10 protein-coding genes are annotated in these 14,970 nt (G+C 70.0%); 6 read left to right on the top strand and 4 right to left on the bottom strand.

Annotation, left to right across the window (positions count from 1 at the left end; all coding sequences use genetic code 11):
• The first annotated feature begins 50 nt into the window (after positions 1-50).
• Complete coding sequence (locus JYA75_RS10825; protein ID WP_065922207.1) at positions 51-1,379, top strand: S1 family peptidase; 1,329 nt, start codon at positions 51-53, stop codon at positions 1,377-1,379.
• 130 nt (positions 1,380-1,509) lie between these two features.
• Complete coding sequence (locus JYA75_RS10820; RefSeq protein ID WP_006934301.1) at positions 1,510-2,811, top strand: S1 family peptidase; 1,302 nt, start codon at positions 1,510-1,512, stop codon at positions 2,809-2,811.
• Between the two features lie 374 nt (positions 2,812-3,185).
• Here JYA75_RS10820 and JYA75_RS10815 read toward each other — a convergent pair whose 3' ends face one another.
• Positions 3,186-3,881, bottom strand: coding sequence for an ammonium transporter (locus tag JYA75_RS10815; protein WP_185712977.1), 696 nt, complete (start codon positions 3,879-3,881; stop codon positions 3,186-3,188).
• Positions 3,882-4,364: 483 nt separating this feature from the next.
• Between JYA75_RS10815 and JYA75_RS10810 the strand changes: the two genes are divergently transcribed.
• The gene (locus JYA75_RS10810; RefSeq protein ID WP_203330011.1) at positions 4,365-7,724 is read left to right on the top strand and encodes a heterodisulfide reductase-related iron-sulfur binding cluster; all 3,360 of its coding nucleotides are present in this window, start codon (positions 4,365-4,367) and stop codon (positions 7,722-7,724) included.
• A gap of 139 nt (positions 7,725-7,863) precedes the next feature.
• Here the strand turns inward: JYA75_RS10810 and JYA75_RS10805 are convergent, their stop codons facing one another.
• From JYA75_RS10805 to JYA75_RS10795, 3 genes are all read right to left on the bottom strand, one after another.
• Entirely contained in the window at positions 7,864-8,808 is a 945-nt protein-coding gene (locus JYA75_RS10805; RefSeq protein WP_044475797.1) for a type IV toxin-antitoxin system AbiEi family antitoxin domain-containing protein, read from the bottom strand.
• 160 nt (positions 8,809-8,968) lie between these two features.
• The gene (locus JYA75_RS10800) at positions 8,969-10,120 is read right to left on the bottom strand and encodes an alkane 1-monooxygenase (protein ID WP_203330010.1); all 1,152 of its coding nucleotides are present in this window, start codon (positions 10,118-10,120) and stop codon (positions 8,969-8,971) included.
• Between the two features lie 196 nt (positions 10,121-10,316).
• Positions 10,317-10,520 (bottom strand): cold-shock protein, encoded by a 204-nt coding sequence (locus JYA75_RS10795; RefSeq protein ID WP_003938894.1) that lies wholly within the window; start codon positions 10,518-10,520, stop codon positions 10,317-10,319.
• Between the two features lie 146 nt (positions 10,521-10,666).
• Here JYA75_RS10795 and JYA75_RS10790 point away from each other — a divergent pair, with 146 nt between their 5' ends.
• From JYA75_RS10790 to JYA75_RS10780, 3 genes are all read left to right on the top strand, one after another.
• A complete protein-coding gene (locus JYA75_RS10790; protein WP_029545602.1) occupies positions 10,667-11,932 on the top strand; it encodes a pyridoxal phosphate-dependent aminotransferase in 1,266 nt (421 codons plus the stop codon).
• A 319-nt stretch (positions 11,933-12,251) separates the two neighbouring features.
• Positions 12,252-13,586, top strand: a complete 1,335-nt coding sequence (locus JYA75_RS10785) for a YibE/F family protein (RefSeq protein ID WP_239010571.1) — start codon at positions 12,252-12,254, stop codon at positions 13,584-13,586.
• A 115-nt stretch (positions 13,587-13,701) separates the two neighbouring features.
• Complete coding sequence (locus JYA75_RS10780; RefSeq protein ID WP_203330008.1) at positions 13,702-14,964, top strand: fused response regulator/phosphatase; 1,263 nt, start codon at positions 13,702-13,704, stop codon at positions 14,962-14,964.
• Positions 14,965-14,970: the final 6 nt, after the last annotated feature.

The raw sequence follows: 14,970 nt of genomic DNA, 5'->3' as shown, positions 1-14,970 counted from the left end.
CGCGGCACGACCGCGCACGAAACCCGTCAACCCATTCTCGAAGGGCCCCCATGCGTCACTCGTCGGCGTCGCGCGCCGCTGCTCGTACCACCGTTCGCCGTGTCGTCGTCGCGGCGGCGTCGGCACTGCTGCTGGCCGGGCCGCTCGCTGCGACCGCCCACGCCGCCCCGGCCGATCAGCTGCCTGCGGATCAACTGCCCGCCGAACTCGTCGAGGCCATCAGCCGCGACCTGAAGATCAGCGCCGACGAGTACCTCGCGCGATCCGAACGCGCGCAGGAACTCGCGGACTACGCGCGCAGCTTCCGTGCCGAACGGCCGGAGGACTTCGCGGGGGCATGGCTGGGCACCGACGGCCGGCCCGTCGTCGCGGTCACCAACCCCGACGCCGCCCGGCAGGCCGAGAACGACGGCTACCACGTCACCGTCGCGCCGGTGTCCGCGGACGGGCTCGAGCAGTCCCTCGCCGAGCTGAACCGCTGGGTCGCCGCGCTCCCCCGCGAACTGTCCTCCCAGGTGAACGCGACGTCGATCGACGTGTTCAACAACCGCCTGATCGTCGACATCGCCAACAGCCCGGCCGGCCGCGCCCTGAACCTGCCGACGCTCATCGCCAACGTCCAGGTCATGCTCACCCCGGGCCAGCCGCCGAACGAGCCCGGCCCGCTCGGTGGCGACACCTACATCACCGCCGACGGGGACGTCCGCTCGACGCCGCTCGACCGCATCGGTGTCTGCTCGTTCGGCTTCAACGCCGTCGACGCCGACGGATCGGCCGCCAACATCACCGCCGGCCACTGCGACGCGGTCGCCCGCGAGGACGGCGGCTCCACCGTCTACCTGCCCAACCGGGAGAACATCGACGAGAGCCTGAAGATCGGCGCGTTCACCCGCTCGACCGTCGGCGAGGGCAGCACCCTGGACTACGGCATCATCGGCCTCGACCAGGCGGGCGAGGACGTCGGCCTGAACCGGCCCGTCATCCGCGGCGGCAACGGCTCGACGCTGACCGTCACCGGCACCGCCGCGCCCGTCGCCGGCGCCCCGGTGTGCAAGTCCGGACAGTCGTCGTACTTCACGTGCGGCATCGTCGCCGCCGACCGGATCGAGACCCAGCTGGTCCGTGCCGACGGCACGAGCACCACGATCCGCGGCTTCGCGACCACCGCCTGCACCCTCTCCGGCGACAGCGGCGGCGCCATCGTCACCGGCACCCTCGCGCTCGGCGTGATCAGCGGTTCCAACAGCTCCGGCGCCCCCGACTGTGTGGAGGCCAACCTCGTCCTCGCACCGCAGGGTGGCACCTCCAGCCTGGGCATCTCGATCCAGGACATCGAGGCCGAGACCGGCGCGCGGGTGCGCACCGGCGCTGCAGCCTGACCGGTCCCGCGCCACGCCGCGCGGCTGGGTGTTCGCGCGGCCGACCCCATATGATCGTCCCGTCCAGCACCGGCCCGCCCGGGGCCGGCATCTTCGCGCACCGTCGCGGAGATCAACGAGGAAGGCATCCATGCGACGCTCCTTCGCCCGTCGAGCAGCGGTTTACGGTTCGGCAGCGCTCATGCTGCTCGGCCCTGCCGCCGCCATCGCACAGGCCGACCCGGCCCCGATCGAGGCGACGGCGCTGCCGAACGAACTCGTGGAGGCGCTGGCCCGGGACCTGCAGATGAGCCCCGAGCGGTACCTGACGGATGCTGCCCGCAGCCAGGAGCTGGCCCGCTTCGCCGAATCGGCGCGGGAGGAGTTCGCTGCCGTGTTCTCCGGCGTGTGGCTCGAGCGGGACGGCACGCCGAAGGTGGGGCTGACCGAGGGCGAGGGTTACGACGCGGCCCGCGAGGCCGCCGAGGACGCCGGATTCACCGTCGAGGACACCGACCGCACCGAGACGCAGCTGCGCGACGAACTGAAGGCGCTGAACGACTGGCTGGCCACCCAGCCGCCCGCCGTCGCCGACCTGGTGCGCGGCGTCGCCATCGACGTCGTGAACAACGACGTCGTGCTGCGCACCGAGAACGTCGCCGGGATTCGGCTGCCCGACTTCCTGCAGGGTGCCCGGGTGCTGTTCGCGCCCGCGCCGCTCGTCCCGGAGCCGGCCGCCGGCGACCTGCGGCCCGTCGCCGACCTCGCCGCCCCGACGGCCCTGTTCGGCGGGGACGCCTACGCCGCGCTCGGCGCCGGGGAGGGCCTGCGCTGCTCGCTCGGCTTCAACGCTGTCGACAGCTCGGACCGCCCGGTCAACATCACCGCCGGGCACTGCGACCCGAACCGGCCGTCCGCCGGCACCCAGTTCGCGTCGAAGGTGTACCAGCTGCTCGGTGAGGAGCTCGGCCAGCAGCTCGGCACCTTCGAGAAGACCAGCCTGGACGGCCGCGACTACGCCGTGATCCGGCCGACCACCGAGGCCCAGGGCCGGTTCGAGAACAACGGTGTGCGGGTGCCGCTGGCGGCGCCGCTGCCGATCACCGGCGTCGCCGAGCCCGTCGTCGGTGCGCCCGCGTGCAAGTCCGGCGTCCGCTCGGGCTACAGCTGCGGTGTCGTGACCGCCTCGGGCCAGACCGTCGAGGTCGGCCACCGCGTGCTGGAGAACGGCTTCTCCACCAACCTGTGCGCCCTGCAGGGCGACAGCGGCGGCACGATCGTCACCGGCACCCTGGCCCTGGGCATCTCCAGCGCCTCCAACGTCGGTCAGTACGGCATGTGCGAGATTGCCGGCGTGGTCAGCGGCCTGCTGGGCGAGTCGCCGGAGTTGTTCGCGACGCCGATCTCCGCGGTCCTCGCCGAGAACCCCGGGCTGCGCGTGCGCACCTGGTGATCGTCGCTCCCTGAGAGCTCCACGAGGGCCCGCCTCCGGCCGGAGGCGGGCCCTCGTGCTGTGCGGCGTGTCGCGCCGAGCGAGACGCCGGGAAACCAGCCGCCCGGTTTAGGATCCTGAGGTCCCGAGGTCCGGCCACGGAGTGTGCTCCGCGGCCGGACCGTCGCATATCCCGGCGTCCGTTGACGGCCGGTTCGACGAAAAGGTGAGTGACCGGTGTCAACAGATCTGTTGCTGGTCGGGGTCGATATCGTGGGCTACGCCGTCGAGATCGTGGTGCATCTCTTCCGGTTGATCACACTCAACTCCTGAGACCCGGAAACAGCTGTGGCCCCCCGCCGAGATGGCGAGGGGCCGCAGCTGGATTCTTAGGACTACTCAGCCCACTGCGTGGTGCCCGGAGGCGCAGTGAGGGTCTGGATCAGGCCGATGCCAGCGATAACCAGGGTGGGACCACCGGCAGCGATGGTGCCGACGACACTACCGATACCGAAGCCAGCAGCACACGCCGGCAACGCGCCGACCGCGAGAGTAAGCAGTCCGACAGGAATACCGGCAACGAGGCACCCGATGATGCCGCCCGTCAACCCACCGACCGCGGAGGCGATGCCGAGCTGGGAGGCAAAGTTCTGCTGAGCCTTGAGGTTCTCCTCGGGCGACGCGACGTCGCTCAGCTTGAGGCTGACCGGACTAAGGCCCGGAGCGACCTTGTCCTCGGGCGCAACCGGCGTCAGCTTGTCCTCGGCAACGACCGGCGTCAGGGTGAGGGTCTTGCCGTCCTCGCTGATCTCCCGCTCGAAGGGCAGCTGCAGGTCGCCGAGCTGGATGGCCAGCGGCAGGCTCACGACCGCGTTGCCGTCGCTGTCCTGCAGCTCGACGCTCTTGCCGTCGCCGGACACGGCGAACGAGCCGGCGTCGATGACGGTGACGACGGAGTCGCCCTCCGCCTTGGTCTCGTAGTTGATCTTCTCCGGTGCCGTGACCGCCGGTGCGGCGTAGGACGTGCCGGCGGTGACGCCGACGGCGGCGATGGTCATCGCCGCGACGGCGGCGAGCTTCCTGAACTTCATTCGATTCCGTTCTGTGACTTCGGCGCACGCCCCCGACGGACGCCCCCCAAGTTCTGACACCAATGTGCCCCTGCGCACCGTAGGCCCTGATCGCGGGTGCGCGAAGCACATCTCGCGCAGCATCATAACCGACATCACACGGATCCTCGCGTCCGGAATGTACCGAATCCGTTGCCACTCCGTTGCCGGACTCACGAGTACGTATGCCGAAGCGTGACCAGCTACCGCACGTTAGGTTTGCCTGACTCAATGAGTCGAAAGGTTTAACGCTTAACGTGAGCGGACACTCACGCTACGGCGCGATGCGGCAATTCGGCCGCCCCCCACGCGGTCGACCTCTGCTCAGCACCGCGCCGCAGCACCGCGAGACTAGACTACCGGCCGGTAACTTCCTATAGCTACCGGCTGGTAACTTAGTTCGGGTTAGGATGCGTGGGCTTATACCAGGCGGCGCGCTGCCGCCCCCGACACGAAAGGCCACCTATGAATGCCCTGACGATCACGTTGGGCACGATCGGCGTGCTGCTCAGTCTGGTGTGCTGGTACTCGTTCATCGGTGGCGCGATGAAGATGGTCAACGTCGTCCGGATCGGCCAGCCGGCTCCGGATCGGTGGCGGCCGTTCTTCCCGCGCTTCAAGCAGATGCTCGTCGAGTTCGTCGCACACACCCGGATGAGTAAGTTCCGCACCGTGGGCTGGGCCCACTGGCTGGTGATGGTCGGCTTCATGCTCGGCGCGATCGTCTGGTTCGAGGCTTACGGCCAGACCTTCGACCCGGCGTTCCACTGGCCGCTGATCGGCAACACCGCCGTCTATCACCTGATCGACGAACTGCTCGGCCTCGGAACCGTGATCGGAATCACGGCGCTGATCATCATCCGGCAGCTGAACCACCCGCGGAAGCCCGCGCGGCTCTCGCGCTTCGCCGGCTCCGACTTCCGGGCCGCGTACTTCGTCGAGACCGTCGTCCTCATCGAGGGCCTCGGCATGATCTTCGTCAAGGCCGGCAAGATCGCGACCTACGGCCACGCCAACCCGTGGACCGACTTCTTCACGATGAACCTTGCCAAGCTGCTGCCGGCGAGCGCCGTGATGGTGTCGATCTTCGCGTTCGTCAAGCTGATGTCCGGCATGGTCTGGCTGTACGTCGTCGGCCGCAACATCACGTGGGGTGTCGCCTGGCACCGCTTCGCCGCGTTCTTCAACATCTACTTCAAGCGCGAGGACGACGGTGGCGTCGCCCTCGGCGCCGCGAAGCCGATGACGTCGAAGGGCAAGGCCATCGACATGGAGACGGCCGATCCGGACACCGACACCTTCGGTGCCGGCCAGATCGAGGACTTCTCCTGGAAGGGCTGGCTCGACTTCACCACGTGCACCGAGTGCGGTCGCTGCCAGTCGCAGTGCCCGGCCTGGAACACCGGTAAGCCGCTGTCGCCCAAGCTGGTCATCACCTCGCTGCGCGACCACGGCTACGCCAAGGCGCCCTACCTGCTCGCCGGTGGCCGCAAGGACCTCGGCGGCGACGAGGTCGGCCTGGTCGACGCCGAGGGCAACGCGGACGAGGCCAAGCTCGGGAAGATCCCGGCGGCAGCCCTGGCCGAGGCCGATCGCAAGCTGGTCGGCGAGACCGTCGAGGGTGAGCTCGCGCCCGTCATCGACACGGAGACGCTGTGGAGCTGCACCAACTGCGGTGCCTGCGTCGAGCAGTGCCCGGTGGACATCGAGCACGTCGACCACATCATCGACATGCGCCGCTACCAGGTGCTCATCGAGTCCGACTTCCCGTCCGAGCTCGCGGGTCTGTTCAAGAACCTCGAGAACAAGGGCAACCCGTGGGGCCAGAACGCCAAGGACCGGCTCAACTGGATCTCCGAGCTGGACTTCGACGTTCCGGTGTTCGGCCAGGACGCGGACAGCTTCGCCGACTACGAGTACCTGTTCTGGGTCGGCTGCGCCGGCGCCTACGAGGACCGGGCCAAGAAGACCACGAAGGCCGTCGCCGAGCTGCTCGCGACCGCCGGCGTGAAGTTCATGGTTCTCGGTGCCGAGGAGACCTGCACCGGTGACTCGGCCCGTCGCGCGGGCAACGAGTTCCTGTTCCAGCAGCTCGCGATGCAGAACATCGAGACCCTGAACTCGGTGTTCGAGGGCGTCGAGGACTCCAGGCGCAAGATCGTCGTCACCTGCGCGCACTGCTTCAACGCGCTCAACAACGAGTATCCCCAGGTCGGCGGGAACTACGAGGTCGTGCACCACACCCAGCTGCTGAACCGCCTGGTGCGGCAGAAGAAGCTGGTGCCGGTGGCGTCGGTGAGCCAGGACGTGACCTACCACGACCCGTGCTTCCTCGGCCGCCACAACAAGGTGTACGACGCACCGCGTGAGCTGATGGCCGCGTCCGGCGCGAAGCTCACCGAGATGCCGCGGCACGGCGAACGGTCCATGTGCTGTGGTGCCGGTGGTGCCCGCATGTGGATGGAAGAGAAGATCGGCAAGCGGATCAACATCGACCGCGTCGACGAGGCACTGTCGACGAATCCGTCGAAGATCGCCACCGGCTGCCCCTTCTGCCGCGTCATGCTCAACGACGGTGTCACCGCGCGTCAGGAGAAGGGCGAAGGCGAGGGCGTCGAGGTCGTCGACGTCGCCCAGCTCATGCTCGACTCCATCACCCGTCTCGAGCCCGCGACGCTCAGCGAGAACATCAAGGTGATCCCGCGTGAGCGGCCCGTCGCGGAACCGGTGGCGACCGCCGGCACCCCGGAGGCCGCCGTGGCCGCGGAGGCGACCGCCGAGACGGTGAGGAAGGAGCGCGTCGAGGAGATCGAGGAGGCGGCCGCGACCCCGGCGGCCCCCAAGACGGCCCCGGCCGGCGGCCTGCAGATGAAGGGCGCCGCCAAGGCTCCCGGCTCGAAGCCGGGCGGGCTGCAGATGAAGGGCGGCCTGAAGGCCCCGGGCGCGAAGGCTCCCGCAGCCGGCGACGGTGCCGCGGCCGGCGACGGTGCCGCGGCCGAGGCTCCCGCGGCCCCGGCCGCCAAGCCGGGCGGACTGCAGATGAAGGGCGGGCTCAAGGCCCCGGGCGCCAAGAAGGCCGCTCCGGCCGCTCCCGCTGCCGAATCCGCTCCGGCCGAGGCCCCGGCGGCCCCGAAGGCCAAGCCGGGCGGACTGCAGATGAAGGGCGGGCTCAAGGCCCCGGGCGCCAAGAAGACGGCTCCGGCCGCGGCCGCCCCGGCCGCGCAGGCACCGGCTGCCGAGGCCCCCGCGACGGCACCGGCCGCCGAGGCCCCCGCCGCGCCGTCGGTTCCGAAGGCCAAGCCGGGCGGCCTGCAGATGAAGGGCGGGCTCAAGGCTCCGGGTGCGAAGAAGGCCGCGCCGGCACCGGCCGCCGAGGCCCCCGCGACGGCACCGGCGGCCGAGGCCCCCGCGAAGGCACCCGCCGCCGAGGCACCCGTCACGGAGGCTCCGGCGGCTCCCGAGCCGCCGAAGGCGAAGCCGGGTGGCCTGGCGTTCAAGGGCGGAGCGAAGGCTCCCGGCGCCCGCAAGGCCGCCGCGCCGAAGCCTCCGGCAGAGAGGCCCGCGCCTCCGGCGGAGAAGCCCGAGGCTCCCGCGAAGGCACCGGAACCGGCGCACGCACCCCCGGGTGAGGCGCCCGATCCGGATGCACCGCCGGAGAAGGCACCGGCCCCCGAGGCGCCGTCGACCAACGGCACCGAGGCCTCGCCGACCAATGGCACCGAGGCCTCGCCGACCAATGGCGCCGAGGCACCGGCCCCGCCGCAGGCCAAGCCGGGAGCGCTGGGCTTCAGGTCCGGCGCCAAGGCCCCCGGCCGGCGCGGATAGCACCCACGGCGACGCCCCTCACCCGCTCGGGTGGGGGGCGTCGCCGTTTCCCGGAGCAGACATCCCTTGCACCGTCCTTGCACCTCCTGCCTACGCCTGCAACGGAGGCAAGCACGCAACGACGGGTGCAAGCTCGACGTCAGGCCCTGAACGTCCCGGTGGGCCCCGGCCCACGTCCGGCCCGGGCGATCGCCTCCCGGATGCGGTCGGCGACCACCGAGGGTGTAGCCAGCTCGTCCCACACCCAGCGCACCACGGTCCAGCCGGCGTCGCGCAGACGATCCTCGCGCTGCTTTTCCCGCCACACCGTCTCCTCCGGGGTGATGTCGTCGCCCCGATACTTCACGCGACCGTCGAACTCGCCGATCACCCCGTGTTCCGGGAGCAGGAAATCGACCCGGGCCAGCCACCGACCGCGGTCATCGTGGATCACCGCCTGGGTCATCGGCATCGGTAGCCCGTCGCGGACAAACAGCACGCGACTGCGGGACTCGCCCACGCTCTCGCTACGCCCGTCCAGGAACCGCGCCGCGCGCAGGCCCTTCGCGTGGCCGGGATGGCGGGTGTTGCGAGCCAGTGCGCTGATCACGTCGGCGGTGGTGAGCCCGCACAGCCGCAGCGCGTGATCCCCTGCGACGACGGCCTGCTCGAACGGCAGGGTGCGGGCGAGGTCGGCGACCGTGCGGGCGACGGTGAGCACGCGCGCCCCGCCGACGTCGGTGACCTCGTCGGGAGCGAAGGGCGACGCGTGCAGGTTCCGCCCCGGCGTGCGCTTCGCTCCGCCGATGCGGTTACGGGTCAGGTGGACCTCCCCGAGCGGGGTGTTCCAGAGGGCGAGGCCGTGCAGGACGGCGGCAGAGACGTGGCTGAGCGCGGCGTCGGAGCGGAGCCCACCGGCAACGGCGACGGCTCGCCGGTGGTGACGGCCGTATTCGTCGAGCTGTGCGTAGCTCTCGGCCGGCAGATAGGCGCCGCGGTGGATGCGGTGCCAGTGCCCGCGGCCGCACAGCCGCCGGATCTCGCGATCGGTGACGCCGCGCTCGCGTGCGGCGGCGCGCCGGATGATGTCGTGTTCGTCGCCCATGACGGTCACGGTGCCGTATCCGGGCGGGCGCACACCGCATCAAACGCAGGAGGCGGCCCGATCTGTGGACGAACCGCCCGGCTGTGGACAGCCGGGCGTGCACCCGAAGCCACGTCCCGACAACCGGATTCGACTGCTCCACCTGGTGCGAGCACGCGGGTTAGCCGTGCCGGGCGAGCAGCTCCTCGCGGCGCTTGGGATCGAGGTTCACGCGCGAGATGTCACCGTCGTAGTGGTCGAGCAGGCGCGGGTCCATCACCTTGCGCCACAACGGCGGAACGAACGACAGCAGGATCATGACGGCGTAGCCGGCGGGCAGCTGCGGCGCCTCGTCCATCGTGCGCAGCGTCTGGTAGCGCCGCAGCGGATTGGCGTGGTGGTCGCTGTGCCGCTGCAGGTGGTAGAGGAACAGGTTGCTGCAGCTGTGGTCGCTGTTCCAGCTGTGCCGCGGCGCGACGCGCTCGTACGTGCCGTTCGGACGCGTGCCGCGCAGCAGACCGTAGTGCTCGAGGTAGTTCGCGGCCTCGAGGAACATCACGGCCAGCACGGCCTGCACCACCAGCCAGGGCGCGACGGACCATCCGAAGACCGCGATCAGCCCGGCGTACAGCACGACGGTCAGGACCCAGGCGTTCAGGACGTTGTTGCGCGGGCTCCACCAGGGCAGCCCGCGACGGGCCAGGCGCTCACGCTCGTACCGCCAGCCCGACCGGAGGCCGCCGAACACCGAGCGCGGCAGGAACTCCCAGTACGTCTCGCCGAACCGCGCCGTCGCGGCGTCCTCCGGGGTGGCGACGCGCAGATGGTGACCGTGGTTGTGTTCGACGAAGAAGTGCCCGTAGCCCGACTGGGCGAGGGCGATCTTGGCGAGCCGGCGTTCGAGGTCGGTGCGTTTGTGCCCGAGTTCGTGCGCGGCGTTGATGCCGACGCCGCCGACCACGCCGACGGTGGCGGCCATCGCGAACCGCTCGGGCCAGCCCATCGGCGCGACGGTCCACACCCAGCAGGCGAAGACGAGGCCCGCGTACTGCAGCGGCAGGTACAGGTAGGTGCACCAGCGGTAGTACCGGTCCTCCTCGAGGTCGCGCACGACCTCTTCCGGCGGGTTGGCCTTGTCGACGCCGGTGAACCGGTCGACGAGCGGGACGATCACCGCGATCAGCAGCGCACCGAACGCCCAGAACACACCGAGGTGCAGGTACTCGACGAGCAGCCACGCGACGAACGGGCTCAGCGGGACGGCGAGCCCGCACAGCCACAGGTACCGTTTCCGGTCCTTCCAGCGCGCCCCCGCGCTCCCGTCCCCCACCATGTACACCAACCCCCTGGTTGTCTCGCCCGTCCCCCGAACATCACGGTTCTTACATCCCATATGTCCGCAACGCGCCGGGATGTTACCGAATAGTAGGACAAACGAGACGAACCACCCACGAAGTTGTGACCGGTCCGAATACAGCGACGGCGCCGCACCGTAGGTGCAGCGCCGTCGAACCGTCGGGACGACCCGCTCAGATGGGACGGACTCCCTGGGCCTGCGGGCCCTTCTGTCCCTGCCCGATCTCGAACTCGACCCGGGCACCTTCGTCCAGCGACTTGAAGCCGGAGCCCTGAATCTCCGAGTAGTGGACGAACACGTCGGGTCCACCGCCGTCCTGCTCGATGAAGCCGAAACCCTTTTCGGCGTTGAACCACTTCACAGTTCCCTGTGCCATACCGTGCGACTCCTCAATCCACCCGCGCGTCACCCCGACGCAACGGTCACAAGTGGTCATGATTGCACTTTTCGGGCCGATCGTCGCGGTGGACGCGGCGATGCAGGCGAAATCCGGCTGAAACCCGGTTGCGGCCGGGTGGCACCATGGACGCCGTGAGTACAGGAGAACAGGGCCACCTTCATCACCGCATCACCCGCAAGCTCGAGCAGTCCGCGAAGCTGCAGAACGTGCTGTACGAGATCCGGGGGCCGGTGCACGCGCATGCCGCGCGGCTCGAGGCGGAGGGGCACCGCATCCTGAAGCTCAACATCGGCAACCCGGCGCCGTTCGGGTTCGAGGCACCCGAGACGATCGTGCAGGACATGATCGCGGCGCTGCCCAACGCCCAGGGCTACTCCGAGTCGAAGGGCATCGCGTCGGCGCGCCGGGCCATCGTCACCCGTTACGAGCTCGTGCCGGGCTTCCCGAAGCTCGACATCAACGACGTCTACCTCGGCAACGGCGTCTCCGAGCTGATCACGATGACGATGCAGGCCCTGCTCGACGACGGCGACGAGGTGCTGATCCCGGCGCCGGACTACCCGCTGTGGACGGCGATGACGTCCCTGGCCGGCGGTACGCCGGTGCACTACCTGTGCGACGAGTCCAACGACTGGAATCCCGACATCGAGGACATCGAGTCGAAGATCACGGAGAAGACCAAGGCCCTGCTGGTCATCAACCCGAACAATCCGACGGGTGCCGTGTACTCGCTCGAGGTGCTCGAGCAGCTGGTGCAGCTGGCCCGCAAGTACCAGCTGCTGCTGCTCGCCGACGAGATCTACGACAAGATCCTCTACGACGACGCCAAGCACATCTCCCTGGCCACCCTCGCGCCCGACCTGCTGTGCCTGACCTACAACGGCCTGTCGAAGGCCTACCGGGTCGCCGGGTACCGGTCGGGCTGGATGACGATCACCGGCCCGAAGGACCACGCCGGCGGGTTCCTCGAGGGCATCGACCTGCTCGCCTCGACCCGCCTGTGCCCCAACGTGCCGGCCCAGCACGCCATCCAGGTGGCGCTCGGCGGGCATCAGAGCATCGAGGACCTGATCCTGCCCGGTGGCCGGCTGCTCGAGCAGCGCGACGTCGCGTGGGAGCGCCTGAACTCGATTCCCGGCGTCAGCTGCGTCAAGCCGCGCGGCGCCCTGTACGCCTTCCCGCGCCTCGACCCGGAGGTGTACGAGATCCACGACGACGAGAAGCTGGTCCAGGACCTGCTGCTGCAGGAGAAGATCCTGATGGTGCAGGGCACCGGCTTCAACTGGCCGGATCCGGACCATCTGCGGATCGTGACGCTGCCGTGGGCCCGCGACCTGGCGGTGGCCATCGAACGCTTCGGCAACTTCCTGTCCAGCTACAAGCAGTGACCGCGGCGACCTCCTCGCGACACGCCCGGGATGCACGACACGCCGACCGTTGTCGAAAGTATATGTTGCGACGAACGAACGGCGTCACCGCAGGCAGAGCCGTCGACTCCCCCCGAAAACGAGCGTGCGGCCGGACCCCGGTGAGGACCGACACACGGTAGGTACTACCCCGGGGGCCGACAGAGCCAGTACGTTTGTCTACGGCACCTCAGCGTGCTGGGCTCCCTGATCATCGCCATCCCCCCTGTGCGAGATCAGGTCGAAGGTGGCGGGGACACCCCCCCCCTGCTCCCCGCCACCACCAGCCCTTGTCCCCCGGATGCGGCCGGTCTTCCGCGATGCGACCTCGCCGCGATCTCGTCGTTACCCTGATGCGGTGACTCGCGCAGAGCCCCCCGGCCACGGACACGGACACGGCCACTTCTCCGGGCCGATCCCGGTCGGACCCACCGCTGCGAAGGTCGTCGTCGGACTCCTCGTCGCGATCGGCGTCGCCGTGCTGGCCGGCGCCGTCGCGCTGTGGCCCAGCGGGCAGGCGGTCGACATCCCGGCCCCGTTCCAGACCACCGGCGGCGGAGCCGTCGTCACCGAGGCCGGCACCGTCGTCGAGCAGGACATCGGCCCATGCGGGAGCAGTTCGGCCGGCCGCCCGTTCACCGGCGACCCCGTTCCCCCCGCGACCGACGCCTACCAGTGCCAGCGCAGCATCGTCACCATCGATTCGGGCCCCAACGAGGGCACCCGCACCCTGCTCGAGATCGGGCCCGGCCCGGGGCAGCCGGACCTGCGCGTCGGCGAGGAGATCCGGCTGGTGCGGCAGGTCGACCCGTCCGGCGCCACCCAGTACTCGTTCTACGACTACTCCCGCGGGCTCCCCCTCGCGCTGATCATCACGGCGTTCGCCGTGGTCATCGTGGCCGTGGCCCGGTGGCGTGGCCTGCGCGCCCTGATCGGCCTGCTGATCGCGTTCGGGGTGCTCGTGGTGTTCATGCTCCCCGCGCTGCTCGACGGCAAACCCGCCGTGCCCGTCGCGCTGGTCGGCGGCGCGATCATCCTCTACGCAGTGCTCTATCTCGCGCACGGGGTGAATCTGCGCACCAGCTCGGCCCTGCTGGGCACCCTTGCGTCGATGCTGCTCGCCGCCCTGCTCTCGTACCTCGCGATCTGGATGACACACCTGACCGGGCTGTCCGAGGAACAGAACACCGACGTGCAGCTGTACCTCGAGCAGGTCAGCATCACCGGCCTGCTCCTCGCCGGCTTCATCATCGGTTCGCTCGGTGTCCTCAACGACGTGACCATCACCCAGGCGGCGTCGGCGTTCGAGCTGGCGGCGCTCGATCCCACGGCCTCGCGCCGGAAGGTGTTCTCCTCCGCGATGCGGGTCGGCCGCGACCACATCGCCAGCACCGTCTACACCCTGGTGCTGGCGTACGCCGGTGGCGCCCTGCCCCTGCTGCTGCTGTTCAGCGTCGCCGGCCGGTCCATCTCGGACGTCCTCACCGGCGACGCCGTCGCCATCGAGGTGGTGCGGGCGTGTGTGGGCGGCATCGCGCTCGCTCTGTCCGTTCCGCTCACCACCGGCATCGCCGCGCTGCTGGCCCGGCCCGGCGCCCCCGAGCCCGTCGCACGCAAGGGCCGCCATGCCCGGTGACCGGTTCGTCGTCCGCGGGCGACGGCGGGCGGGTGAACGATAGGTATTCTTCCTCTGTTGTCGTCCGGAGCGAGGGATCCGGGATCACGGCACGCGAGATCGAAGGGCAGGGGCCATGTTCTCCGAGCAGCACGGGCCTGCCGGCGCACCACCAGGAAGTAGCAGCAAAGGTACATCGGTTGCTCTGGAGACCGACTGGGACCGGGAGGAGCCGTCGGTCCTCCTGATCGAGGACGACGCCGGCGACGCACTCATCGTCGAGGAACTGGTGGCGGACAGCGCGCAGGGCATGCGCCTGGAATGGGTCCAGACCATGGCCGCGGCTCGCGCGGAGCTGGCCGGCGGACTGCCCGACTGCATCCTGCTGGACCTGCATCTGCCCGACGCGCAGGGCATGGACGCGCTGGCCCGGGTGCAGCAGTACGCCGCCGGCGTTCCGGTCGTGGTGCTCACCGGTCTCGCCGAGGAGCAGACGGGGCTGGCGGCGGTGACCGCCGGCGCTCAGGACTATCTCGTCAAGGGCCGGGTGGAGCCGGACATGTTCGGCCGGACCGTGCGCTACGCGATCCAGCGCAAGCAGGCCGAGCATGCCGCCGTCGCGTTGCAGGCCAGCCGGCTGCAGGCGCGCGAGAACGCCCGCCTCGAACGCGGCCTGCTGCCGTCGCCGATGCTGCGCGGCACGGGCGACGTGGACGTCGTGGCCCGCTACCGGCCCGGGCGCGAGCAGTCCCTGCTCGGCGGCGACTTCTACGACGTCGTGCAGACCGAGGACGGCACGGTGCACGTGCTCATCGGCGACGTCAGCGGGCACGGTCCCGACGAGGCGGCACTCGGGGTGAGCCTTCGGATCGCGTGGCGCACCCTCGTGGTCACCGGCGTCACCGGTGTCGCGCAGTTGCAGAAACTCGAGCGGATCATGGTCGCCGAACGGGCGAACGAACGGCACTTCGCCACCCTCACCAGCCTCGCCATGTCGCCGGACCGGCGCCGGGTGCAGGTGATGCGCGCCGGGCATCCGGGTCTGCTGCTGCACAGTTCCCGGGGCGTGGACTGGGTGGAGGCACCCGGCGGACCCGCCCTCGGTCTGCTGCCCGGTGTCTCGACGTGGCCCGTGCACGAGCTGGAACTGCCGCCAGGCGGCGGCATCATGATGTTCACCGACGGGCTGTTCGAAGGCCGGATCGGCGACGGCGGCGAACGCCTCGGCGAGGAGGGCCTGCTGCGGCTGGCCCGCGAAGAGGGCCACTTGGCGCCCGAGGCGTTCGTCGACACCCTGATCGACCGGGCCGAGGCGCTGGCGGAGAGTCACGGAGGACTCGCCGACGACGTGGCCGTGGTACACGTGCGCTGGAGCGAGAAGGTGACGGAACAGTCATGAGAGACC

The organism is Rhodococcus sp. PSBB066 (genome assembly GCF_017068255.1).
GTDB classification, from domain to species: Bacteria; Actinomycetota; Actinomycetes; order Mycobacteriales; family Mycobacteriaceae; genus Rhodococcus; species Rhodococcus aetherivorans.
Note: the sequence above shows the minus strand (reverse complement) of the source record. Positions and strands in the feature narration are given on the sequence as shown.